Consider the following 20912-nt stretch of genomic DNA (forward strand, 5'->3'; position numbering starts at 1 on the left):
TCCTGGTCGGCTTCCGTCACCCGTGGCGAGAACCATCCGGAAGCGGAAGCCGACCAGGCCGTCGCAGCCCTGCCGGGCGCCGACGTCGCTGCCGACGCGGAAGCCGGTGCACGTGACGGCGAGGAACGTCGCCGTCGCCGCCGCGGCCGCCGTGGTGGTCGTCGTGAGCGCGAGGACGATGGCTCGGTGGTCGAGCACGCCGAGCAAGGCGCGGACGGCGAAGCCCCCGTGCACGCCGTGACGACGCAAGCCCCGGACGCGGTCGAGCCGGCCCGTGCGGCCGTACCGGTCGCCGTGGCAGCCGTCGCCGCAGCAGGCGCCGTGGTTGCCGAAGCCGAAGTCGAGCAGCGTGCCGAAGCGGTCGCACCGGCCGCGGTCGAATCGCAAGCGGCACCGGTTCGTGTCGAAGCGACGCCGGTCGCACCGATCGAGCCCGCCCCGGTCGCACCGGCAGCCGAACCGGCACCGGTCGCGCTGGCCGCTGAATCGGAAGCCGGCCCGGCTCCGGTCGCGGTTTCGCCGACCGATGCGTTCGAAGTGCCGGCCGCACCGGCTGCCGTCGAAGCGCCGCAGTCCGCGCCCGTCGAGCAAGCCGCACCGGCACCGGTCGTCGCAGCGGAAGTCGCTCCGGCAGCCGTCGAACCGGCTCACGTCGAACCGGCTTACGTCGAAGCCGCACCGGCCGAACCCGTTGCCGCACCGGCTCCGGTGCCCGCCCAGCCGGCCGCCGCGCCTGCTTCGGCGAGCCTCGATGTCGTGCTGGAACAGGCCGGTCTCGTGTGGGTGAGCACGGACGCCGACAAGTTCCGCGCTGCCCAGGAAGCCGCGTCGCGCCTGCCGCGTCCGGCCCGCGTGCCGCGCGAGCGCAAGGCGCAGCCGCCGGTCGACTCGACCCCGATGCAGCAGGTCGAAACGTCGCACCGTTAAGCGACGCATCGCCCGACCAGGAAAAGCCCGCCTCCCGGCGGGCTTTTTCATTTCCGCGCTGCGGGTTTCCGCCCACCGGCCCGGCCGGCCGCTTGCGGCTAAAATAGAAACCTGACTCGCACTTCTTTCAACATGTCCCGACGCATCATTCCCCTCGCCGACGTCAGCGGGATGCCGGATATCTCCGGCGTCGCGCATACCCCCGACGGCGCGCTGGCCGACACGTTCGCCAGGCCGCTGCGCGACTTGCGCATCTCGGTGACGGACCGCTGCAACTTCCGCTGCGTGTACTGCATGCCGCGAGACGTGTTCGACAAGAACTACCCGTTCCTGCCACACAGCGCCCTGCTCACGCACGAAGAGATCGAGCGGGTGGCGCGGCTGTTCGTCGCCCACGGGGTCGAAAAGATCCGGATCACGGGCGGGGAGCCGCTGCTGCGCAAGAACCTCGAATTCCTGATCGAGCGTCTCGCGCGCCTGACGACTCACGAAGGCCGCCCGCTCGACCTGACGCTGACCACCAACGGCTCGCTGCTCGCACGCAAGGCGCGCGCGCTGAAGGACGCCGGGCTCACGCGCGTGACGGTCAGTCTCGACGCGCTCGACGACACGCTGTTCAAGCGCATGAACGACGCCGACTTCGCGAGCGCCGACGTGCTCGACGGCATCTTCGCCGCGCAGGCCGCGGGCCTCGCGCCCGTCAAGGTCAACATGGTCGTGAAGCGCGGCACCAACGACAGCGAGATCCTGCCGATGGCCGAGCGCTTCCGCGGCACCGGCGTCATCCTGCGCTTCATCGAATACATGGACGTCGGCACGTCGAACGGCTGGAACATGACCGAGGTGCTGCCGTCCGCGGACGTCATCGCGCGGATCGCCGAGCGGTTCCCGCTCGTGCCGCTCGAGGCGCACACGGCGGCGGAAACCGCGCAGCGCTGGGGCTATGCGGACGGCGGCGGCGAGATCGGCGTGATCTCGAGCGTCACGCAGGCATTCTGCGGCGACTGCACGCGCGCCCGGTTGTCGACCGAAGGCAAGCTGTACCTGTGCCTGTTCGCATCGACGGGCCATGACCTGCGCGCACTGGTGCGCGGCGGCGCCAGCGACGCCGAGATCGCGACTGCGATCGCCCGGATCTGGCAGGCCCGCACCGACCGCTATTCGCAGCTGCGCGGCAGCGCGGCCGCCGACGCCGCGCCCGAAGGCGCCGGCAAGCGCGTCGAAATGTCGTACATCGGCGGCTGACGCGCGCCGCCCCAGCCGACTTCCCGCGATGTCCGCTTCCACCTCGCCCTCCATCGCCGGCCTGCTGCTCGCAGGCGGCCGTGCCACGCGCATGGACGGCGCGGACAAGGGCCTGCAGCTGCTCGACGGTACGCCGCTCGCGCTGCACGTGCTGCGCCGGCTCTCGCCGCAGGTCGACGAGACGCTGATCAGCGCGAATCGCAACGCCGATCGCTACGCCGAGCTCGGTGGGCCTTTCGACGCGCGCATCGTGGCGGACGAAACACCCGATTTCCCCGGCCCGCTCGCGGGCCTGCTCGCCGGCATGCGGGCGGCGCGCGCCCCGCTCGTCGCGTGCGCCCCGTGCGATACGCCCTATTTGCCGGCCGACCTCGTCGCGCGGCTGCACGCGGCGCTCGACACGCAGCAGGCCGACATCGCGATGGCCGTGACCGTCGACGCGCAGCACGCGCGTTCGCCGCAGCCGACCCTCGCGCTGCTGCGCACGTCGCTTGCGGACGATCTCGCCGCCGGACTCGCAGCCGGCGAGCGGAAGGTCCGTGCGTGGTACGCACGCCACAAGACGGTCGAAGTCGAGTTTCGCGACGAGCGTGCGTTTTACAATGCCAACTCCTGGCATGAACTCGCCGTGCTTGCCCGCCGCTGACGGCACCGGCATCCGTTCCCGCCCGCCGCATGCGCCTTCGCGCTCAGGCGCCCTCCGCGCGCCACCGGCCACGAACCCGATACGCCTTGCGGCGCAGTCCGACTGATGATCACGCAATCCTCGCCCGCCTCCCGAACCGCCCCCGATTCCGCTGCCCCGCTGTCGCTCGCCGACGCGCAGGCGCTCGCGTGCCGGTTCGCGGTGCCGGTCGACGCGTGCGACACGGTGTCGCTGCATGACGCACTCGACCGCGTGCTCGCGGTCGACGTGAACGCGCCGTTCGACATTCCCGCGTACGACAACTCGGCGATGGACGGCTACGCGTTCGACGGCAGCGCCGGCGCGCCGGCAGCGGCCGCCGATATCACGCTGACGGTCGCCGGCACGGCGTTCGCCGGCCATCCGTTCGACGGATCCGTGACGGCCGGCGCGTGCATTCGCATCATGACCGGCGCACCGATGCCGGCCGGGTGCGACACGGTCATTCCGCAGGAACGCGTGCGCGTCGACGGCGATGTGATCCACTTCGCCGCACACGACGTCACACGCGGCGCAAACTGCCGCCGGGCCGGCGAGGATCTCGCACGCGGCGCCTGCGCGCTCGCCGCCGGCCGCATCCTGCGCCCGTCCGATCTCGGCCTGCTCGCCTCGTTCGGGTTGCGCGAAGTCACGGTGCGCCGCCGCGTGCGCGTCGCCGTGTTCTCGACCGGCGACGAATTGCGCGAACCCGGCGAACCGCTCGGCCCCGGCTCGCTGTACGACAGCAATCGCGCGATGCTGGTCGCGATGCTCGAAAGGCTGCACATCGACGCGCTCGATCTCGGCATCGTCCGCGACGATCCGGCCGCGCTCGAACGCGCGCTGCGCGATGCAGCCGACGCACGGGCCGACGCGGTGATCACGTCGGGCGGCGTATCGGCCGGCGAAGCCGATTTCACGCGCGACGTGATGGCGCGGCTCGGCGACGTGACCTTCGCCAGCCTCGCGCTGCGGCCCGGCCGGCCGCTCGCATGCGGCACGCTCGCACGCGCCAGCGACGGCGCCGGCCACGTGCTGTTCTTCGGGCTGCCCGGCAACCCGGTCGCATCCGCCGTGACGTTCTACGCGATCGTGCGCCCCGCGCTGCTGACGCTGGCCGGCGCGCACACGCCGCCGCCGGCGACGTACACGGCGCTCAGCACACTGGCGTTGAAAAAACGTCCGGGCCGCACCGAATACCTGCGCGCCGTGGCGACGCGTGCCGCCGACGGCCAGTGGCACGTCGCGCCGGCCGGTTCGCAGAGTTCCGCATCGTTGAGCGGTCTCGCGGCCGCCAACTGTTTCATCGTCCTGGGCCACGATTCCGCGGCAGTCGACGCGGGCGCCCCGGTCGACATCCTGCCGCTCGACGGCCTGATCTGAATTCCAATCGATATATCTCTACGGGGCAATCCGCACATGAAGAAACAAATCTCGTCGATCGCCGCGGGGCAGACCGCAAAGGCGCTGATCCTCGTCTACCTGACATTCAGCGTGCCGATCGTGCTGCTCGGCATCCTGGTCGCGTACATCCGCTACGGGATGGTGGAGCTGAGCACGATCCTGAGCGCGCTGCTGCTGAACGCGATCCTCGGTTTCGTGCTGCTGTGGATCGCCTGCCACGCCTACAACTGGGTCGCCTCGCGCTTCGGCGGCATCGAGATCGTGCTGTCCGATCCGCCGGAGGAAGCGTGAGCGGCACGCCGCTGATCCGCGCGGCCGAAGCGCGCGACGTCGGCGCGATCCTCGCGCTGATGCGCGAGCTGGCCGAGTTCGAGAAACTCACGCACCTGTTCGTCGCGAGCGACGCCGATCTGGCCGACGCACTGTTCGGTGCGCGCCCGGCCGCCGAAGCGCTCGTAGCCGAGCGCGACGGCGCGATCGTCGCGTATGCACTGTTCTTCCACAACTATTCGACGTTCCTCGGCCGTCGCGGGCTGTATCTCGAGGATCTGTACGTGCAGCCGTCGCAGCGCGGCACGGGTCTCGGCACCGCGATGCTGCAGCACCTCGCCGCACTCGCCATCGAACGCCGCTGCGCACGCTTCGAATGGTCGGTGCTCGACTGGAACCAGCCTGCGATCGATTTCTATGAGAAGATGGGTGCGACCGTGCTGCCGGAGTGGCGCATCGTGCGCGTAACCGGCGACGCACTGGACGCGCTCGCCGCACGCTGAACGCGGGCCCGCCACGCCGGTCGCCGCTGCAAAAAAAACGGGCGCCGCGGCGCCCGTTTTCCGTTTCAGCCGATTGCGGCCGCACACGTCATGCGTCATGCCTCGTCCGCATCGGCGCCGTCTGCGCCGTCCGCGACTTCCGCACCCAGCAGCCCGGCCGCCGTATCGCCCGGTAACGCCTCGACCTGCTTCAGCTTGCGGTTCATCACGCGCGTGCGCTGCTCGGCCGCCTCGATCGAGCGCGTGACCGTTTCGAGCTGCGCCTTCGTGCGCGCAAGCACATCGCCGAACTTGCCGAACTCGGTCTTCACCGCGCCGAGCACCTGCCACACTTCGCTCGAGCGCTGCTCGATCGCGAGCGTGCGAAAGCCCATCTGCAAGCTGTTCAGCAATGCGGTCAGCGTGGTCGGCCCGGCCACCGTCACGCGATAGTCCCGCTGCAGCAGGTCGGTTAGCCCCGGGCGGCGCAGGATTTCCGCAAAGAGCCCCTCGGTTGGCAGGAACAGCAGCGCGAAATCGGTCGTATGCGGCGGTGCGACGTACTTCTCGGCGATCGTCCTCGCCTCCATCCGCACGCGCGCCTCGAGCGCACGGGCCGCTTCCTCGACCGCCACCGAATCGGCACGTTCCTGCGCATCGATCAGCCGCTCGTAGTCCTCGCGCGGAAACTTCGCGTCGATCGGCAGCCACACCGGCGGCGCGTCGCCCGTACCGGCGGCGCGACCCGGCAGCCGGATCGCGAACTCGACGCGTTCGCTGCTCTTCGGCACCGTCGCGACGTTCTTCGCGTACTGGTCGGGCGTGAGCATCTGCTCGAGCAGTGCCTCGAGTTGCACCTCGCCCCAGGTGCCGCGTGTCTTCACATTGGTCAGCACCTTCTTCAGGTCGCCGACGCCGGCCGCGAGCGTCTGCATCTCGCCGAGCCCGCGGTGCACCTGCTCGAGCCGGTCCGACACGAGCTTGAACGATTCGCCGAGCCGCTGTTCGAGCGTCGCATGCAGCTTCTCGTCGACGGTGCGGCGCATCTCCTCGAGCTTCGCCGCGTTGTTGGTCTCGATTTCCTTCAGCCGCTGCTCGAGCGTCGCGCGTACTTCGCCGATCCGGCGATCGTTGGCCTCGGTCAGTTGCGTGAGCTGCCGGTTCAGCGTGTCGCCGAACAGCCGCAGCGCGACCGTCTGCTCTTCGCGCGCCTGCTGCGCCTGGCGCTGCACGCTTTCGCGCATCGCGTCGAACTGCTGCGCGTTGCCGGCGACGAGCTTGCCGAGCTGTTGCGCGAAACCATCGATCTGATTGTTCTGCACGGTCGCGATGCTCGTCAGCTGAGTCGCGAGCGTCTGCTGAAGCTGCGAGAAACTGCCGGCCAGCTCGGTGCGCGAACCGCGCGCGTTCTCGACGATCTCGCCGCGCAGCTCGCGTTCGAGCCGTTCGACCGCGAGCGCCTGCGCGTGCGCGGCGTCCTCGATCTGGTCGCCGAGCACGGCCGCATCGTCGTGGCGGCCGCCGCCGCGCACGAGCGCGACGATCGCCACCGCGAGCGCGACGGCCAGCACGACGACCGCCGCCAGCAACAACATCGTCGTCATGCGCGCGGCTTCCCGATCACGTCAGGGTTGATCGGATTCGGCGGCTGCCCCGCGCGCGGCCCGACGCCCAGTGCGGCGATCAGGTTGTCGGCCGCGAGGTTGGCCATCGCGCGGCGCGTCTTCTCGGTCGCGCTCGCGATGTGCGGCGTCAGCACGACGTTCGGCACCTCGAGCAGCGCCGGATGGACGCTCGGCTCGCCTTCGTACACGTCGAGGCCAGCCGCGGCGATCGTCCTGTCACGCAGCGCGGCAGCCAGTGCCGCGTCGTCGACGATGCCGCCGCGCGCGATGTTGGTCAGCGTCGCGGTCGGCTTCATCTTCGCGAGCTCGGCCGCGCCGATCGTGTGATGGTTCTCCTTCGTGTACGGCAGCACGAGCACGACGTGATCGGCGCGCGCCAGCAGCGCGTCCTTCGCCACGTATTCGGCATTCAGCTCGGCCTCGATCTCGGGTGCGACCCGCGACCGGTTGTGATAAATCACCTGCATCCCGAAGCCGCGCGCGCGGCGTACGAGTGCCTGGCCGATGCGCCCCATGCCGATGACGCCGAGCGTCGAGCCGTAAATGTCGCTGCCGAGGAAACCGTCGTACGCCCACTTCTGCCAGTGCCCGGCGCGCAGCCAGTGCTCGGATTCGGCGATCCGGCGGGCGGCCGCCATCATCAGCGCCCAGCCGAAATCCGCGGTCGACTCGTTCAGCACGTCCGGCGTGTTGGTGCCGAGCACGTTCGCCGCGTTGAACGCGGCCATGTCGAAGTTGTTGTAGCCGACCGCCATGTTCGACACGACGCGCAGGCGCGGCGCCGCCGCAAGCGTAGCCGCGCCGATCGGGTCGCCCGCCGTCAGCGCGCCGTCCTTGTCGGCGAGGCGCGCGGCAAGCGCTTCGGGGGCGAGCGCGTCGCCGTTGTTCCAGTCGACTTCGAAATACTGCTCGAGCCGTTCGATCACGTCCGGAAAGATCGGACGTGCGACCAGGATCTTCTGCATCGCCATCTCCGCATGCCGCGGCCGGAACGCGGCGCATCGTGCGCCGTCGGAACCGTCCGCGCTTGGTTGAAAATCGTCAGCCTACGCCGGGAAGAAGAGCCACGACGTCAGCAGGAATACCGGTACCAATATCACGAGCGCCCAGCCGAGATACGCGAAGAAGCTCGGCATCCTCACGCCGCGCGACTCCGCGATCGCCTTCACCATGAAGTTCGGCGCATTGCCGATGTAGCTGTTCGCGCCCATGAACACCGCCCCCGCGGAAATCGCGGCGAGCGTCGTCGCGCCCGTCGTCATCAGCGCTTGCGCGTCGCCGCCCGCGAGATTGAAGAACACGAGATAGGTCGGCGCGTTGTCGAGGAACGACGACAGCAGGCCGGTCGCCCAGAAGTACATCGCGTCGATCGGCTTGCCGTCGGGGCCCGTGACGAGATGGACGATCTGCGCGAACGCGCCCTGCGCGCCCGCGCGCAGGATCACGATCACCGGCGCGATCGTCACGAAGATCCCGGCGAACAGCTTCGCGACTTCCTCGATCGGCGCCCAGTTGAATGCGTTGCCTTCACGCGCCGAGCGCGGTGTCAATGCGAGCGACGCGAGCGCCACGACGACGAGCGCGACGTCGCGCACGAGATTCTGCAGCGCGACGTGCGTGCCCCACACGTCGAATGTGATGCCCGGCTTCCAGATGCCGCTCATCAGCACGAGGCCGATCACGGCCGCGAGCAGCACGAAGTTGACCTTGCCGTCGATCGACAGCGCGGCGCCGTCGGGTGTCGGGTCGAGTGCGGCCGGCCGCTCCTCGCCGCCCTTCCGGTAGAAGTACGTATCGAGCACGAAGAACAGCGTCAGCAGCACCGCGCAGATGAACAGCATCGGCAGCGCGAGATGCGTGGTCGTCCAGAAGAAGCTCACGCCGTTCAGGAAGCCGAGGAACAGCGGCGGATCGCCGAGCGGCGACAGCGAACCGCCCGCATTCGCGACGAGAAAGATGAAGAAGATCACGACGTGCACGACATGCTTGCGGTTGTCGTTCGCGCGCAGCAGCGGGCGGATCAGCAGCATCGCGGCGCCGGTCGTGCCCATCACGCTCGCGAGCAGCGTGCCGAGCGCGAGGATCGCGGTGTTCAGTTTCGGCGTGCCGTGCAGGTTGCCGTTGACGCAAATGCCGCCGGCGACCGTATAGAGCGCGGTCAGCAGCACGATGAACGGGATGTATTCCTCGAGCAGCGCGTGCACGAGCGTACCGAACGCCGTGCCCGCGCCGAATGCGAGCGCGAACGGCGCCAGGAACGCGATCGCCCACGCCGCGGCAATCTTGCCGAAATGGTGATGCCAGAACACCGGGGCGACGAGCGGGAACACCGCGATGGACAGCAGGATCCCGGCGAACGGGATACCCCAGAGTGCGGACAGCGTGGCACCGTCGAGCGTGGCGGCCGATGCGAGCGCGGGAACGGCGCCAAGCGCGGCTCCCGACGCCATGCCCGCCCAGGCGGCATGTCGTTTCATGCAGAACTTCCTTGTGCGAGTGAGTCGAGTGAGGATGAAGCCGGCGCGCGCGTCATGCGCCGCGCACGACGATCGCGTGAACGCGGTACGGACCGTGTGCGCCCAGCACGATCGTCTGCTCGATATCACCCGTGCGCGACGGGCCCGATACGAAATTGACCGCGCGCGGCAATTCGCCGCGCTCCGCGCGAATCAGCGCGAATGCGTCCTCATGGCCCGCGACGATCCGCGACGCCGGCACGATCGCGATGTGCGTCTCCGGCAGCAGCCCGGCCGATGCATAGGTGTCGGGGCCGGACAGCAGCACCAGCGAACCCGTTTCGGCGGTTGCGCAGAAGCAGCCGGTCAGGCCGACGAGATCGCCGTCGCGCGGCTTGCGGCATTCGACCGACAGGCCCGCGCCGGCCCAGTCGAGCTCGGCGAGCGTGCGCCATGCGACGGCCTGCATCGGCAGGCCGTGAGCGGAAAGATAGCGGGCGGCGGCGGCGGGCGCATCGGCCAGCGTCGCGACTTCGTCGACCGTCGTCGACAGGCGCGCCGCTTCATCGACGAATGCGGCGACGAAGTCCGCCGGCATCGGCGGGCGCGGCCCCTCGGGATGGCGAGCGAGATAGTCGGCGACGCCGTCGCGCTCCGCTGCATCGGGTTCGGGCGTGCGTCCTTGCGCTGCGCGAATGCGTGCGAGGATCTGGCGACGGGCAGCGGAAGTGTCCATGAACGGTCCTCGTGACGTGGGCGTGCGATACCGTCGGATTATACCGGCCGCCCTCGCCGCGACGCACCTGGCCGGACGGCCGACGCCTACTGCGATGCGTCGTCGTCGGCCGGCTGCGCGATGCCGAACACCTGGCGCAGGTACGCGAGATACGCGCGGTCGTCGCACATGCTCTTGCCCGGCGAATCCGACAGCTTCGCGACCGGCTGTCCGTTGCAGCGGACCATCTTGATCACGATCTGCAGCGGCACGTAGCCAAGATCGTTCGTGAGGTTGGTGCCGACGCCGAACGCGAGCTTGCAGCGGTTGCGGAACCGTTCGTACAGCTGCATGACCTTCGGGATGTCGAGCGCATCCGAGAACACGAGCACCTTGGTGCGCGGGTCGCAGCGGTTCGCCTCGTAGTGGCGCAGCATGCGTTCGCCCCACTCGAACGGATCGCCCGAATCGTGGCGCGCGCCGTCGAACAGCTTGCAGAAGTACATGTCGAAGTCGTTCAGGAACGCATCCATCCCGTAGACGTCCGACAGCGCGATCCCGAGGTCGCCGCGATACTCTTTCGCCCACATCTCGAAACCGTAAGTCTGCGAATCGCGCAGCCGCGGGCCGAGCGCCTGGCATGCCTGCAGGTATTCGTGCGCCATCGTGCCGAGCGGCGTCAGGTCGTGCTTCATCGCGTAGAACACGTTGCTCGTACCCGCGAACTGCGGCCCGAGCCCGTCGCGCAGCGTCAGCGCGACCTCCTCGTGCCACACCTTCGAGAAGCGTCGGCGCGTGCCGTAGTCGGCGATCTTGCAGTCGGCGAACTCGGGCTTCGCGCCGAGCAGCTTGATCTTCTCGCGCAGCCGCTCGCGGCCTTCGCGATAGTCGGGCTCGCGCTGCGTGTTGCGGAAATAGACTTCATTGACGATCGCGAGCACCGGGATCTCGAACAGGATCGTGTGCAGCCACGGCCCCTCGATCACGATGTCGATCTCGCCGTTGCCCTTCGGCGAGGGCGTGATCGAGATGTACTTCTCGTTCAGGTGGAACAGCGCGAGGAAGTCGACGAAATCGCTCTTGATGAAGCGCATCCGCCGCAGGTAGTCGAGTTCGACGTCGGTGAAGCGCAGCGAACACAGGCCGCGCACCTCGTCGCGGATCTCGTCGATGTACGGGACGAGATCGACGCCGGGCGTGCGGCACCGGAACCGGTACTCGACGTTTGCGGCGGGAAAGTGATGCAGGACGACCTGCATCATCGTGAACTTGTAGAGATCCGTGTCGAGCAGCGAAGTGATGATCATGATTACGGCACCGCCAATATCGAGACAGGGTCCGGCACACCGCGCGCCGCCCGGTCTGTGGGCCATGTTACCCGAATGCGGGCCGGACCATCGTGAAAGCGTCCCTGCCCGCTCCGGCCGGGCCGCGGCCGCCGCACGCGCGGCATCCCCCGTCGGCCCCATAAACTAATCACGAAACGATATAAGCCGGAAAGCCGACCACGCCATGCGGGTTTTGCGCTTCAGTTACAATGCCGCTTTTGGCGCAAACGCCACCCCATATATACCGCCAAGCAGGAGCGTTTTAATGACTCACGTTGTGACCGAAGGCTGCATCAAGTGCAAATACACGGACTGCGTGGATGTGTGCCCGGTGGATTGCTTCCGTGAAGGTCCCAACTTTCTCGCCATCGATCCGGACGAGTGCATCGACTGCGCCGTGTGCGTCGCCGAGTGCCCGACCAATGCGATCTATGCCGAAGAAGACGTTCCGGGCGACCAGCAGCAGTTCACCGAGCTGAACGCCGAGCTGGCGAAGAACTGGCCGTCGATCACGAAGACCAAGCCGGCACCGGCCGACGCGGACGAGTGGAAGGACGTGCAGGAAAAGCTGCACCTGCTCGAGCGCTGATCGCGCAGCGGCGCCGCGCAATATTTTTTGCGCACCGCCGCTCAAAGGTATTGACAGGTTAGCCACAGCTCCATATAATCTCGTTTCTCTGCTGTTGTTGTTTGTTCCCCGATAGCTCAGTCGGTAGAGCGCCGGACTGTTAATCCGTAGGTCCCTGGTTCGAGCCCAGGTCGGGGAGCCAAAAAAGCAAAGGCCCGTTGAATGTGCGCGGGTTTTTTGTTGGAAACAAACCCAGCAGATGTACCGATTTATTCCCCGATAGCTCAGTCGGTAGAGCGCCGGACTGTTAATCCGTAGGTCCCTGGTTCGAGCCCAGGTCGGGGAGCCAGACAGCGAAAGGCCCGTCATTCGACGGGCCTTTTGTTTTTCCGGCGCCCGTCGGTCACCGCCGCGCATGCTAGAGTCTTTGTCCCGCAATCGCATCCGGTTCCGTCGATGAAGCACCGCCTCCTTTCCGCCTTGCCGTTCGCCCTGCTGCTCTCCGCCTTTGCCGCCGCGCCGCTCGCGCACGCGGAGGAAGTCGGCAGCGTGAACACCCATTTCCGCGTGACGGGCTCCGACCGCGTGGTCGTCGAAGCGTACGACGATCCGCTCGTGGCCGGCGTCACCTGCTACGTGTCGCGGGCGCGCACCGGCGGGATCAAGGGCACGCTCGGCGTCGCGGAGGATCCGAGCGAAGCGTCGATCGCGTGCCGGCAAGTCGGCCCGCTCAGCTTCAAGGAGCCGCTCAAGCAGCAGACCGACGTGTTCAGCGAGCGGATGTCGTTCATCTTCAAGACGCTGCATGTCGTGCGAGTCGTCGACAAGAAGCGCAACACGCTCGTCTACCTGACCTACAGCGATCGCATCGTCAGCGGCAGCCCGAAGAACGCCGTCACCGCGGTGCCGATGCCAGCGGGCACGACGATTCCGGTCAAGTAAGCGCACGCCTGTCGGGTGCGCGAGCGCTACACTACCCATTCGACCGCTCCGCGCCCGACCATGTCCGCCTCCCGCCTTCCCGACGCCGCACGCTACTGGCGCACGCCGCTGCTGCCGGATGCGGATCTGCTCACGGCTACCTATCGCAACCACACGTTCGCGCCGCACTGGCACGACGCGTACACAATCCCCGTGATCCTCGAGGGTGCGGAGCGCTATACCTGTCGCGGCAGCGGCCATGTCGCCGAAACCGGCACGGTGCCCGTGATCAATCCCGGGGAAGTGCACACGGGCTCGCGCGCGACCGACGAAGGCTGGTGCTATCGCGTGAGCTACGTGCCGGTCGACTACATTCGCGCACTCGCCAGCACGATCGCCGGTCGGCCGCAGGATGCGCCATGGTTCCCGTCCGACGTGATCCGCGACCCCGATCTCGCGGCACGGCTCGCGCTGGCCCACCGGATGATGGAGGCCGGCAGCGAACGCATACCGTCCGCAGCCCACCCGAGCGACCAGCCGGCCGATGACGTTCTGACGGCCTGCGCGCCGACAGCCGGTGCGCCGCGCATCTACGATCCGCTCGCGGCCGAAACGGCGATACTCGATGCGCTGTCGACCCTGATCGCGCGCCATGCCGACGCGCGGCTGCGGCCCGCGGCGCTCGCGGCCGACGAGCCGCGCGTCGAGGTGATGCGCGAACGGCTCGCCGCCGATCTCACGTGCCCGGTCACGCTCGACGACGTCGCGCAGGCCGCCGGCCTGTCACCGTTTCACGCAGCGCGCCTGTTCACCCGCACGACCGGGATGCCGCCGCATGCGTGGCGCAACCAGTTGCGGCTGCAGCGTGCGCTCGCGCCGTTGCGCGCGGGCGTGTCGATTGCCGATGTCGCCGCGGCCAGCGGCTTCGTCGACCAGAGTCACTTCACGCGACATTTCAAACGGATGTTCGGCGTACCGCCCGGACGCTGGCAGGCGCGCTGACGCCCCCCTCCCTGCATCGATCACCCGCGGCAACCGGCACGCGGATTGCGCCGCCGGCACCCGCGGGCGCAAGAACATACAAGCCGCCACGGCATCGGCCCGCTATTCTCGGTGTCATGGAAAAACGTCCCTTGAATCCCCCATCCACACCATCGCCCCCGCCTCGCCGTCCGTTCAACGAATGGCTCGACGGCGCGCGCGACACGATCCCGATGATGATCGGCGCGGCGCCGTTCGGCGTGATCTTCGGCACGCTCGTCGGCGGCGGGCCGCTGGCCGCCTGGCACGGCGCGCTGATGTCGCTCGCGGTGTTCGCGGGCTCCGCGCAGTTCATCGCACTCGGCCTGATCGCCGGCAGCGCGAGCTTCGTCGTCGTGCTCGCGACGACGTTGATCGTGAACCTGCGTCACCTGCTGTACAGCGCGACGCTCGCGCCGTACGTCGCGCACCTGCCGCTGCGCTGGCGCGCGACGCTCGGCGCGCTGCTGACCGACGAGGTGTTCGCGGTCGCCTACGCACACTACCGGCACTTCCCGCCCGGTTCGATCGGCCCCCACTACTTCTTCGGTTCGGGTCTCGCGATGTACCTGAACTGGCAGGTCTGGACGCTCGCGGGCATCGGCTTCGGCGCGGCCTTCCCGGGCCTCCAGTCGCTCGGCCTCGATTTCGCGATGGCGGCGACCTTCATCGCGATCGTCGTCCCCCAGCTCGGCAAGCTGCGCTATTTCGCGGCCGCCGCGACGGCCGGCACGCTCGCCTACTTCTGGCAGGGCTGGCCGTACAAGCTCGGCTTACTGGGCGCGGTCGCCGCCGGCGTGGTGGTCGGTGTCGCGCTCACGGTGAAGCACGAGCGCTCGCGCACCGGTTCACGCACGGAGGCCGCATCGTGAGCTACGCACTGCTGATCCTCGGGATGGCCGCGATCACCTATGCGATCCGGACGACGCTGTTCCTGTTCGGCGAGCGGCTGACCTTCCCGCCGCTCGTGCGGACCGCGCTCGGCTTCGTGCCCGTCACCGTGCTGACCGCGATCATCGTGCCGATGACCGTCTCTCCGCACGGCGGCACGGCGGAGCTGACCTTGCGCAACCCACAGCTCGTCGGCGCGCTCGCCGCGGTGCTTGTGTCGGCGACGACGCGCCGGCCGCTCGTGACGATCGCGGTCGGGCTCGCGGTGTTCTTCTTCTGGCAAGGGATCGTGATGCCGCACTGGCTGCCGGCCTGAGCGGACGTCGCCGGCCGCGCTCAAGTTTTCGTCCGGCGTGCCGATATAGGGAATGAAGACCCGCCACAGCCTCGGCGCGAACGGTCCGTCGACGCTGCGCCCGTACCGGTGCACGGCGCCGGGCGCCGGCACGCGCGGGCCGCCATCGAGACGATTCATGGGCCAGATCACCCTTTCCCTCAAGGACGACACGCTTGCGTCCTTGCGCAAGGACTACGACGCGTTCGTACGCGTATCGCTGAAACTCGACCCGCAGTTCGCGACGCCGTCGTTCGAGGATTTCCTGCGCGCCAAGCTGCTCGACAACATGGTGCCGCTGACCGAGCATGCCGTGCAGCGGATGCTCGAAGGCGGCCAGTACGCGTGGGCGAAGCGCACGCTCGACAAGGAATTCCCGGACGTCGTCGCGATCCTGATGCGGCAGGCCGGCGAATTCGGCTTCGGCTTCGCGTCGCGCGCCGAATGGACGCCCGACGAGCTCGCGAAGGCGTGCCGCGACTGGGCCAAGGCGATCGTCGCCGAAGCGCAGGGCGACCCGTCGCTGGTCGATCCGCTCGCGGCGCAGATCAAGAGCGCGGTGCACGATATCCAGGCGCTCGAGGAAATGATGCAGACGCCCGCGTGGCGGCTCGCGGAATCGCTGCGCCAACGCATCTACGAGGCAAAGCTCGCGTGCGAGATGAGTGTCGGCAGCGCCGCGCGCGACAAGCTCGGCGAATTGCGCGGCCTGCTGCGGCTCGGGCTCGCGCACGGTTCGTTCCAGAAGCAGGAAGCGCAGCAGATCATGGAATACCTGCGGCTCCTGAAGCCCGAGATCTTCATCGAGGAACCGTACGACGTATTCGCGCGGCTTGCCGCGTGGCTGCGCAGCGTGTTCGCGCCGTCCGCCGCACGACCGGCGCACGGACCGGGGCCGGAACAGCGCCGGCCATGACGGGCCGCCCCCACGAATGAAGAACGGCCCGGTTCGCGCGAAGCGAACCGGGCCGCCGTTCGATCGCCGTCACGACGCGCCGTCCGGGGCGAGCATCGTGCGACGGTCGGGCGCCGCTTACTGCGTGGCGCCCGACGCCGATGCACCGCCCTGCACACCCATCGACGCACCGCCTTCGACGGCCTCGTCGCCTACCTTCGACTTCGTCGAGCGGGCCTGGTGCTTGGCCGACTTCGTCGCATGCTTCGCGTGCTTCTTGGCCGAATGGACCGACGACGCCGCCGTATCCTGCGCGCCGTCGGCTGCCGCACCGACCGCATCCGTCGCGCCACCGACCGCATTGCCCGACGCATTCATGCCGGCGCCACCCTGCATACCCGCGCCGGCACCTGCCCCTGCTGCTGGCGCCTGCGTCTGCACCCCGGCGCCTGCGGCACCCTGTGCTGCGACGCCCGTCTGCGCAAATGCGGCCGAAGTTGCGAACGCCGTCAGCGCGGCACCGATCAGCATCGTACGAATCTTGGACATGTCAATCCTCCTCGAGAAGTTGTGGGCGCGGAGCACATCGATACGCTCCGTCGCGTCCCCTGCCGCAACACGCAGCAGGTACGACAAAAGACCCGCGAGCCGCACGCCCGGTTCTCGAATCTCTCAGACTGTTACCCACCGTTTCATTTGCTGACGAATCGCTCACAGTCCTTAACAACTGAACGCGAACCCGGGCGAACCTGCGCGAACGCCCGCGCTCGCGCGCCGGGCCGCGGTGCCGTATGATGCGGGGCGATTCCTCCCGCGCATCGCGCGCTTCCTTCGTCATGCCCAATCTGGATTTCACGCTGACCGGCGAATACGTCGAACTGCACAACCTTCTCAAGATCACCGGTCTCGCGGACAGCGGCGGCACCGCGAAGATGTTCGTCGCGTCCGGCGCGGTGAAAGTCGACGGCGTGGTCGAACTGCGCAAGACCTGCAAGATCCGCGCGGGCCAGGTGGTGCTGTTCGGCGATACGCGGATCGCGGTCCACGACGCATAGCGGTTCCCCTGACCGTGACATGGCCATCGGCGCGCGCGTTCGACACCGTTCGAATAAAGCCGTAAGCTAGCCGTCTCTCAAAATAAATACAGACAGCGCGGGCCCGCACCCGCGCGAGCGCCCATTCCATGTCGCATTCCGGTCTTACGCGGACGGCCGCCGCGCCGTCCCTGTCCAGTCATGCCGCCGATACCGCGCGCCTCGCCGCGCCGCTCGCGATCGCGCAGCTCTCGCAGATGGCGATGAGCGTCACCGACACGGTGCTGCTCGGCTCGCTCGGCCCCGATTCGCTCGCGGCGGGCGGCCTCGGCGCGAACTACTTCTTCGTCATCGTGACCGTGCTGCAGGGCGTGCTGTCGTCAGTCAGCGTGAGCGTCGCGCATGCGCGCGGCGCGCAGGCGGAACACCGCGTGCCGCACATCTACTGGACCGGCTTCGTGCTGTCGTTGCTGCTCGCGATTCCGGCGATCGTCGCGCTGTCGCTGTCCGAACCGATCCTGCTGATGTTCCACGAGCCGCCGACGCTCGCGCGTCACGTCGGCGAATACACCGGCATCCTGCGGTTCGCGGCGCTCGGCAGCCTGATCGGCGTCGGGCTGATGCGCGCCTTTCTCCCCGCGATCGGCGCCGCGCGGCGGCTGCTGTGGGTCTCGATCGGCGGCGTCGGGGTCAATGCCGTGCTGAACTACGGGCTGATCCACGGCGCATTCGGCTTGCCGCGGCTCGGCTTCCTCGGCTCCGCGGTCGCGACCACCATCACGATCTGGCTGACCGCGCTCGCGCTGATCTGGCTGCTGCACGGCCGCGAGCGGTTCCGCCATTTCGTGACCGCCGCCCGCCCGAAACTGCCCGTGATGGGCGAGCTGATCGGCATCGGCTGGCCGGTGGCGATCACGTACGGGGTCGAATCGACGCTGTTTCTCGCCACGGGCCTGACCGTCGGCGTGCTCGGCGCGACGTCGCTCGCCGCGCACCAGATCGCGCTGAACGTCGCATCGCTGGCGTTCATGGTGCCGCTCGCGATCGGCCAGGCCGCCAACGTACGGGTCGGTTACTGGGTCGGCGCCGGCGAGCCGGTCGCCGCGCGGCACGCGGGCTTCGTCGCGCTCGGCCTCGGCGTCGCATTCATGTCGCTGTCGGGGCTCGTGCTGATCGTCGCGCCGCATGCGATCGTCGGCCTGTACCTGCACCTCGACGACCCGGCCAACGCGGCGACGGTGTCGCTTGCCGCGTCGCTGCTCGGCATCGCGGCGGTGTTCCAGATCGTGGACGGGATGCAGACCGTCGCGTCGGGCGCGCTGCGCGGGCTGCGGGATACGCGCATCCCGATGCTCGCGGCAACCCTCGGCTACTGGGGCATCGGCTTCCCGACCGGTTACTGGCTGGCGTTCCATGCGGGCCTCGGCGCACGCGGCCTGTGGTGGGGGCTCGCGGCCGGCCTCGCCAGTGTCGCCGTGCTGATGGCATGCCGGTTTCACATGAAGACCGCGTCGCTCATCGCGTCGGCGCGCTGAGCGCGGCACGACACGACGCAAATTCGCGGCCGGCGCTATGCTTGTCGGCTAAAGACCCAAGACGCCGCGCCAGCGGCGCGCCTGCCTCACGATACGCCCGACGCCGCGCGACGCGCGGCCTTTCCCCTTCCCAGGAGGAGTGCATCATGAACGAAGCAGTTCGGATGGAACGCGACACATTCGGCGAGATCGCCGTGCCGGCCGACCGGCTCTGGGGCGCGCAGACCGAGCGCTCGCTGCAGAACTTCCGGATCTCGACGGAGAAGCAGTCGCCCGAGCTGATCCACGCGCTCGCGATCGTCAAGCGCGCCGCGGCCGCCGTGAACCAGTCGCTCGGCGTGCTGGCCGACGACAAGGCGCGCGCGATCATCGACGCGGCCGACGAGATCATCGCGGGCAAGCATCCGCGCGAATTCCCGCTCGCCGTGTGGCAGACCGGCTCCGGCACGCAGACCAACATGAACCTCAACGAGGTGATCGCGAACCGGGCGAGCGAGCTGCTCGGCGGCGAGCGCGGCGAAGCGCGCAAGGTCCACCCGAACGACGACGTGAACCGCGGCCAGTCGTCGAACGACGTGTTCCCGACCGCGATGCACGTCGCGGCCGCATATGCGATCGTCAACCACCTGCTGCCCGCGCTGCGCACGCTGCGCGCGACGCTCGACGCGAAGTCGAAGGCCTTCGCCGACATCGTGAAGATCGGCCGCACGCACCTGCAGGACGCGACGCCACTCACGCTCGGGCAGGAATTTTCCGGCTATGTCGCGCAACTCGACCAGAGCGTCCGGCACGTCGAGTCGGCGCTGCCGCACCTGTACGAGCTCGCGCTCGGCGGCACCGCGGTCGGCACCGGGCTGAACGCGCATCCGGAGTTCGCGGTGCGCGTCGCCGACGAGATCGGCCGGCTGACGAAGCTGCCGTTCGTGACCGCGCCGAGCAAGTTCGAAGTGATGGCCGCCGCCGACGCGCTGGTGTTCGCGCACGGCGCGCTGAAGACGGTCGCGGCCGGCCTGATGAAGATTGCCAACGACGTCCGCTGGCTCGCGAGCGGGCCGCGCTGCGGCCTCGGCGAACTGTCGATTCCGGAAAACGAGCCGGGCAGCTCGATCATGCCGGGCAAGGTGAATCCGACGCAGTCGGAAGCCGTGACGATGCTGTGCTGCCAGGTGTTCGGCAACGACGTCGCCGTGAACGTCGGCGGCGCCAGCGGCAACTTCGAGCTGAACGTGTTCCGGCCGATGATCGCGCACAACGTACTGCAGTCGGTGCGGCTGCTCGCCGACGGCGCGCAAAGCTTCAACGACCACTGCGCGGCGGGCATCGAGCCCAACCGCGCGCGCATCGACCTGCTGCTGAACGAATCGCTGATGCTCGTGACGGCGCTCAATCCGCACATCGGCTACGACAAGGCCGCGCAGATCGCGAAGAAGGCGCACAAGGAAGGCACGACGCTGAAGGCCGCCGCGCTCGCGCTCGGCTACCTGACCGAGGCGGAATTCGATGCGTGGGTGCGACCCGAAGAGATGATCGGATCGCGGTAATCGCGGGTGTGACGCGATGACGGGACGGGCGCGGCGCGACCGCTGCGCCCGTTGCCGTCAGACGGTGCCCTTCGCCACTTCCTCGGGCTTCATCTCGACGATCTTGTCGAGCGCGGCGCGCACGTCGGCTGCATATTTCGCGAGCACCTTCTGCTCGTCGGTCTCGGGCACGAACGGCGGCACCGGCACCGGGTTGCCGTTCTCGTCGACCGCGACGAACACGACGAGACAGTCGGTCGTCTGACGCAGCACGCCACCCTTCGGATCGCCGGCATGCACGGACACATGGATGTGCATGCTGGTGCGGCCCGTCGCGACGACGCGCGCCTTCAGCTCGACCAGGTTGCCGACGAGGATCGGACGCTGGAAGCGGATGTTGCCGACGCTGACCGTCACGCAATAGCGGCTCGACCAGACTGCCGCGCACGCATACGCGACCTCGTCGATCCACTTCATCAGCGCGCCGCCGTGCACCTTGCCGCCAAAGTTCACGGACGACGGCTCGGCGAGGAAGCGGAATACGGTTTCGGTGCGGTCCAGGGCGGCCGGCACGGGGGACTGTGGGGACATCGTGGTAGCTCCAGGCGGCGGGGGTACTGCTATCGGCGCATTATACGTTGCACTGCGGCAACCCGTGGCCGGGGCCGCCGCGCGGCCGCGACCGCACACCCACCCGTGCATTTACCTGGCGGCGCCCGTCAGCGGCGCACCGTGATTCCCTGATCGATCGTCCCGTACATCTCGAGGCTGCCGCCCCGCTCGCCGGCGGCGCCCGCGCCGCCCTGCGCACAGGCCGCGCATACTAGCGCGGCCGCCAACAGGCAGAAAATCGTCTTCATCGTTGCATCGTGTCGCATCCGGCGGCCCACTGCCGCCGCGTGCGGCCATTCTACGCGTGCGCGGCCGGCGACCGCGGTCGCACGCGCCCCGCCGCATCCGACATTTCATCCGAACGCGAAACATCGAATGTGCGCAGCGCCTACACTGCAGTCATTCCGCCTGACGAGACACGACGATGACCGATCAAGACGACCACCACTTTCCGGGCCTGAGCCGG

Annotated in this window: 22 protein-coding genes, 2 tRNA genes and 1 pseudogene; 17 read left to right on the plus strand and 8 right to left on the minus strand. The window is 68.5% G+C overall.

The genetic code is table 11. The annotated features are described in order from the left end of the window. The 6 genes and pseudogenes from F3J14_RS24695 to F3J14_RS24720 form a co-directional block, all read left to right on the plus strand. Positions 1-927: pseudogene (locus tag F3J14_RS24695) on the plus strand (ribonuclease E/G); the annotation flags it as partial. A 132-nt stretch (positions 928-1059) separates the two neighbouring features. Further along, positions 1060-2172 carry a GTP 3',8-cyclase MoaA gene (gene moaA / locus F3J14_RS24700; protein WP_166725216.1) on the plus strand — a complete coding sequence of 371 codons (1113 nt, stop codon included), beginning with the start codon at positions 1060-1062 and terminating at the stop codon, positions 2170-2172. A gap of 28 nt (positions 2173-2200) precedes the next feature. Beyond that, positions 2201-2818 (plus strand): molybdenum cofactor guanylyltransferase MobA, encoded by a 618-nt coding sequence (mobA, locus tag F3J14_RS24705; RefSeq protein ID WP_166725217.1) that lies wholly within the window; start codon positions 2201-2203, stop codon positions 2816-2818. Positions 2819-2923: 105 nt separating this feature from the next. Next, positions 2924-4219, plus strand: a complete 1296-nt coding sequence (gene glp / locus F3J14_RS24710) for a gephyrin-like molybdotransferase Glp (protein ID WP_166725218.1) — start codon at positions 2924-2926, stop codon at positions 4217-4219. Positions 4220-4255: 36 nt separating this feature from the next. Beyond that, the gene (locus F3J14_RS24715; protein WP_006476519.1) at positions 4256-4531 is read left to right on the plus strand and encodes a hypothetical protein; all 276 of its coding nucleotides are present in this window, start codon (positions 4256-4258) and stop codon (positions 4529-4531) included. Then, positions 4528-5013 carry a GNAT family N-acetyltransferase gene (locus tag F3J14_RS24720; RefSeq protein ID WP_166725219.1) on the plus strand — a complete coding sequence of 162 codons (486 nt, stop codon included), beginning with the start codon at positions 4528-4530 and terminating at the stop codon, positions 5011-5013. Before F3J14_RS24715 ends, F3J14_RS24720 begins: the two co-directional genes overlap by 4 nt. Positions 5014-5108: 95 nt before the next feature. On the opposite strand, the gene F3J14_RS24725 is transcribed toward F3J14_RS24720, so the two are convergent. From F3J14_RS24725 to pncB, 5 genes are all read right to left on the minus strand, one after another. Continuing rightward, the gene (locus F3J14_RS24725; protein WP_166725220.1) at positions 5109-6596 is read right to left on the minus strand and encodes a DNA recombination protein RmuC; all 1488 of its coding nucleotides are present in this window, start codon (positions 6594-6596) and stop codon (positions 5109-5111) included. After that, positions 6593-7582: a D-glycerate dehydrogenase gene (locus tag F3J14_RS24730; protein WP_166725221.1), complete on the minus strand. Its 990-nt coding sequence runs from the start codon at positions 7580-7582 to the stop codon at positions 6593-6595. Before F3J14_RS24730 ends, F3J14_RS24725 begins: the two co-directional genes overlap by 4 nt. 81 nt (positions 7583-7663) lie before the next feature. Further along, the gene (locus F3J14_RS24735) at positions 7664-9094 is read right to left on the minus strand and encodes a sodium:proton antiporter (protein ID WP_166725222.1); all 1431 of its coding nucleotides are present in this window, start codon (positions 9092-9094) and stop codon (positions 7664-7666) included. 52 nt (positions 9095-9146) lie between these two features. Next, entirely contained in the window at positions 9147-9809 is a 663-nt protein-coding gene (locus tag F3J14_RS24740) for a lactate utilization protein C (protein WP_166725223.1), read from the minus strand. 86 nt (positions 9810-9895) lie between these two features. Next, positions 9896-11095 (minus strand): nicotinate phosphoribosyltransferase, encoded by a 1200-nt coding sequence (gene pncB, locus F3J14_RS24745; protein WP_006753066.1) that lies wholly within the window; start codon positions 11093-11095, stop codon positions 9896-9898. A 286-nt stretch (positions 11096-11381) separates the two neighbouring features. On the opposite strand from pncB, the gene fdxA reads away from it, so the two are divergent. The 8 genes from fdxA (at position 11382) to F3J14_RS24785 (ending at position 15766) form a co-directional block, all read left to right on the plus strand. Next, positions 11382-11705 carry a ferredoxin FdxA gene (fdxA, locus tag F3J14_RS24750; RefSeq protein ID WP_006753067.1) on the plus strand — a complete coding sequence of 108 codons (324 nt, stop codon included), beginning with the start codon at positions 11382-11384 and terminating at the stop codon, positions 11703-11705. Positions 11706-11810: 105 nt separating this feature from the next. Then, a tRNA-Asn gene (locus tag F3J14_RS24755) sits at positions 11811-11886 on the plus strand. Positions 11887-11957: 71 nt separating this feature from the next. After that, a tRNA-Asn gene (locus F3J14_RS24760) sits at positions 11958-12033 on the plus strand. A gap of 107 nt (positions 12034-12140) precedes the next feature. Continuing rightward, positions 12141-12626, plus strand: a complete 486-nt coding sequence (locus tag F3J14_RS24765) for a CreA family protein (RefSeq protein WP_006753068.1) — start codon at positions 12141-12143, stop codon at positions 12624-12626. A gap of 60 nt (positions 12627-12686) precedes the next feature. After that, positions 12687-13607 carry an AraC family transcriptional regulator gene (locus F3J14_RS24770; protein WP_166725224.1) on the plus strand — a complete coding sequence of 307 codons (921 nt, stop codon included), beginning with the start codon at positions 12687-12689 and terminating at the stop codon, positions 13605-13607. Positions 13608-13723: 116 nt separating this feature from the next. Beyond that, entirely contained in the window at positions 13724-14497 is a 774-nt protein-coding gene (locus F3J14_RS24775) for an AzlC family ABC transporter permease (RefSeq protein WP_166725225.1), read from the plus strand. Next, a complete protein-coding gene (locus tag F3J14_RS24780; protein WP_166725226.1) occupies positions 14494-14832 on the plus strand; it encodes an AzlD domain-containing protein in 339 nt (112 codons plus the stop codon). The genes F3J14_RS24775 and F3J14_RS24780 overlap by 4 nt, the downstream gene beginning before the upstream one ends. 157 nt (positions 14833-14989) lie before the next feature. Further along, positions 14990-15766, plus strand: a complete 777-nt coding sequence (locus tag F3J14_RS24785; protein ID WP_166725230.1) for a DUF4088 family protein — start codon at positions 14990-14992, stop codon at positions 15764-15766. A gap of 117 nt (positions 15767-15883) precedes the next feature. Here F3J14_RS24785 and F3J14_RS24790 read toward each other — a convergent pair whose 3' ends face one another. Then, positions 15884-16294 (minus strand): hypothetical protein, encoded by a 411-nt coding sequence (locus F3J14_RS24790; RefSeq protein ID WP_166725227.1) that lies wholly within the window; start codon positions 16292-16294, stop codon positions 15884-15886. Positions 16295-16581: 287 nt separating this feature from the next. On the opposite strand from F3J14_RS24790, the gene F3J14_RS24795 reads away from it, so the two are divergent. From F3J14_RS24795 to fumC, 3 genes are all read left to right on the plus strand, one after another. Continuing rightward, the gene (locus F3J14_RS24795) at positions 16582-16800 is read left to right on the plus strand and encodes an RNA-binding S4 domain-containing protein (protein ID WP_006753074.1); all 219 of its coding nucleotides are present in this window, start codon (positions 16582-16584) and stop codon (positions 16798-16800) included. Positions 16801-16928: 128 nt separating this feature from the next. After that, positions 16929-18314: a multidrug efflux MATE transporter NorM gene (norM, locus tag F3J14_RS24800; protein WP_166725228.1), complete on the plus strand. Its 1386-nt coding sequence runs from the start codon at positions 16929-16931 to the stop codon at positions 18312-18314. A 146-nt stretch (positions 18315-18460) separates the two neighbouring features. After that, positions 18461-19855 carry a class II fumarate hydratase gene (gene fumC / locus F3J14_RS24805; protein WP_166725229.1) on the plus strand — a complete coding sequence of 465 codons (1395 nt, stop codon included), beginning with the start codon at positions 18461-18463 and terminating at the stop codon, positions 19853-19855. Positions 19856-19912: 57 nt separating this feature from the next. Here fumC and F3J14_RS24810 read toward each other — a convergent pair whose 3' ends face one another. Continuing rightward, the gene (locus tag F3J14_RS24810) at positions 19913-20425 is read right to left on the minus strand and encodes an acyl-CoA thioesterase (RefSeq protein WP_006753077.1); all 513 of its coding nucleotides are present in this window, start codon (positions 20423-20425) and stop codon (positions 19913-19915) included. A 128-nt stretch (positions 20426-20553) separates the two neighbouring features. After that, positions 20554-20694 carry a hypothetical protein gene (locus tag F3J14_RS24815; protein ID WP_006753078.1) on the minus strand — a complete coding sequence of 47 codons (141 nt, stop codon included), beginning with the start codon at positions 20692-20694 and terminating at the stop codon, positions 20554-20556. Positions 20695-20912: the final 218 nt, after the last annotated feature.

Source organism: Burkholderia sp. Tr-862, from assembly GCF_011753085.1.
Lineage (GTDB): Bacteria > Pseudomonadota > Gammaproteobacteria > Burkholderiales > Burkholderiaceae > Burkholderia > Burkholderia ambifaria.

What these genes read in the sequence shown, in the direction of transcription:
- moaA (WP_166725216.1), top strand. Translation starts at nt 1,060, where the DNA reads ATGTCCCGACGCATCATTCCCCTCGCCGACGTCAGCGGGATGCCGGAT.
- mobA (WP_166725217.1), top strand. Translation starts at nt 2,201, where the DNA reads ATGTCCGCTTCCACCTCGCCCTCCATCGCCGGCCTGCTGCTCGCAGGC.
- glp (WP_166725218.1), top strand. Translation starts at nt 2,924, where the DNA reads ATGATCACGCAATCCTCGCCCGCCTCCCGAACCGCCCCCGATTCCGCT.
- F3J14_RS24715 (WP_006476519.1), top strand. Translation starts at nt 4,256, where the DNA reads ATGAAGAAACAAATCTCGTCGATCGCCGCGGGGCAGACCGCAAAGGCG.
- F3J14_RS24725 (WP_166725220.1), bottom strand. Translation starts at nt 6,596, where the DNA reads ATGACGACGATGTTGTTGCTGGCGGCGGTCGTCGTGCTGGCCGTCGCG.
- F3J14_RS24730 (WP_166725221.1), bottom strand. Translation starts at nt 7,582, where the DNA reads ATGCAGAAGATCCTGGTCGCACGTCCGATCTTTCCGGACGTGATCGAA.
- F3J14_RS24735 (WP_166725222.1), bottom strand. Translation starts at nt 9,094, where the DNA reads ATGAAACGACATGCCGCCTGGGCGGGCATGGCGTCGGGAGCCGCGCTT.
- F3J14_RS24740 (WP_166725223.1), bottom strand. Translation starts at nt 9,809, where the DNA reads ATGGACACTTCCGCTGCCCGTCGCCAGATCCTCGCACGCATTCGCGCA.
- pncB (WP_006753066.1), bottom strand. Translation starts at nt 11,095, where the DNA reads ATGATCATCACTTCGCTGCTCGACACGGATCTCTACAAGTTCACGATG.
- fdxA (WP_006753067.1), top strand. Translation starts at nt 11,382, where the DNA reads ATGACTCACGTTGTGACCGAAGGCTGCATCAAGTGCAAATACACGGAC.
- F3J14_RS24765 (WP_006753068.1), top strand. Translation starts at nt 12,141, where the DNA reads ATGAAGCACCGCCTCCTTTCCGCCTTGCCGTTCGCCCTGCTGCTCTCC.
- F3J14_RS24770 (WP_166725224.1), top strand. Translation starts at nt 12,687, where the DNA reads ATGTCCGCCTCCCGCCTTCCCGACGCCGCACGCTACTGGCGCACGCCG.
- F3J14_RS24775 (WP_166725225.1), top strand. Translation starts at nt 13,724, where the DNA reads ATGGAAAAACGTCCCTTGAATCCCCCATCCACACCATCGCCCCCGCCT.
- F3J14_RS24785 (WP_166725230.1), top strand. Translation starts at nt 14,990, where the DNA reads ATGGGCCAGATCACCCTTTCCCTCAAGGACGACACGCTTGCGTCCTTG.
- F3J14_RS24790 (WP_166725227.1), bottom strand. Translation starts at nt 16,294, where the DNA reads ATGTCCAAGATTCGTACGATGCTGATCGGTGCCGCGCTGACGGCGTTC.
- F3J14_RS24795 (WP_006753074.1), top strand. Translation starts at nt 16,582, where the DNA reads ATGCCCAATCTGGATTTCACGCTGACCGGCGAATACGTCGAACTGCAC.
- norM (WP_166725228.1), top strand. Translation starts at nt 16,929, where the DNA reads ATGTCGCATTCCGGTCTTACGCGGACGGCCGCCGCGCCGTCCCTGTCC.
- fumC (WP_166725229.1), top strand. Translation starts at nt 18,461, where the DNA reads ATGAACGAAGCAGTTCGGATGGAACGCGACACATTCGGCGAGATCGCC.
- F3J14_RS24810 (WP_006753077.1), bottom strand. Translation starts at nt 20,425, where the DNA reads ATGTCCCCACAGTCCCCCGTGCCGGCCGCCCTGGACCGCACCGAAACC.
- F3J14_RS24815 (WP_006753078.1), bottom strand. Translation starts at nt 20,694, where the DNA reads ATGAAGACGATTTTCTGCCTGTTGGCGGCCGCGCTAGTATGCGCGGCC.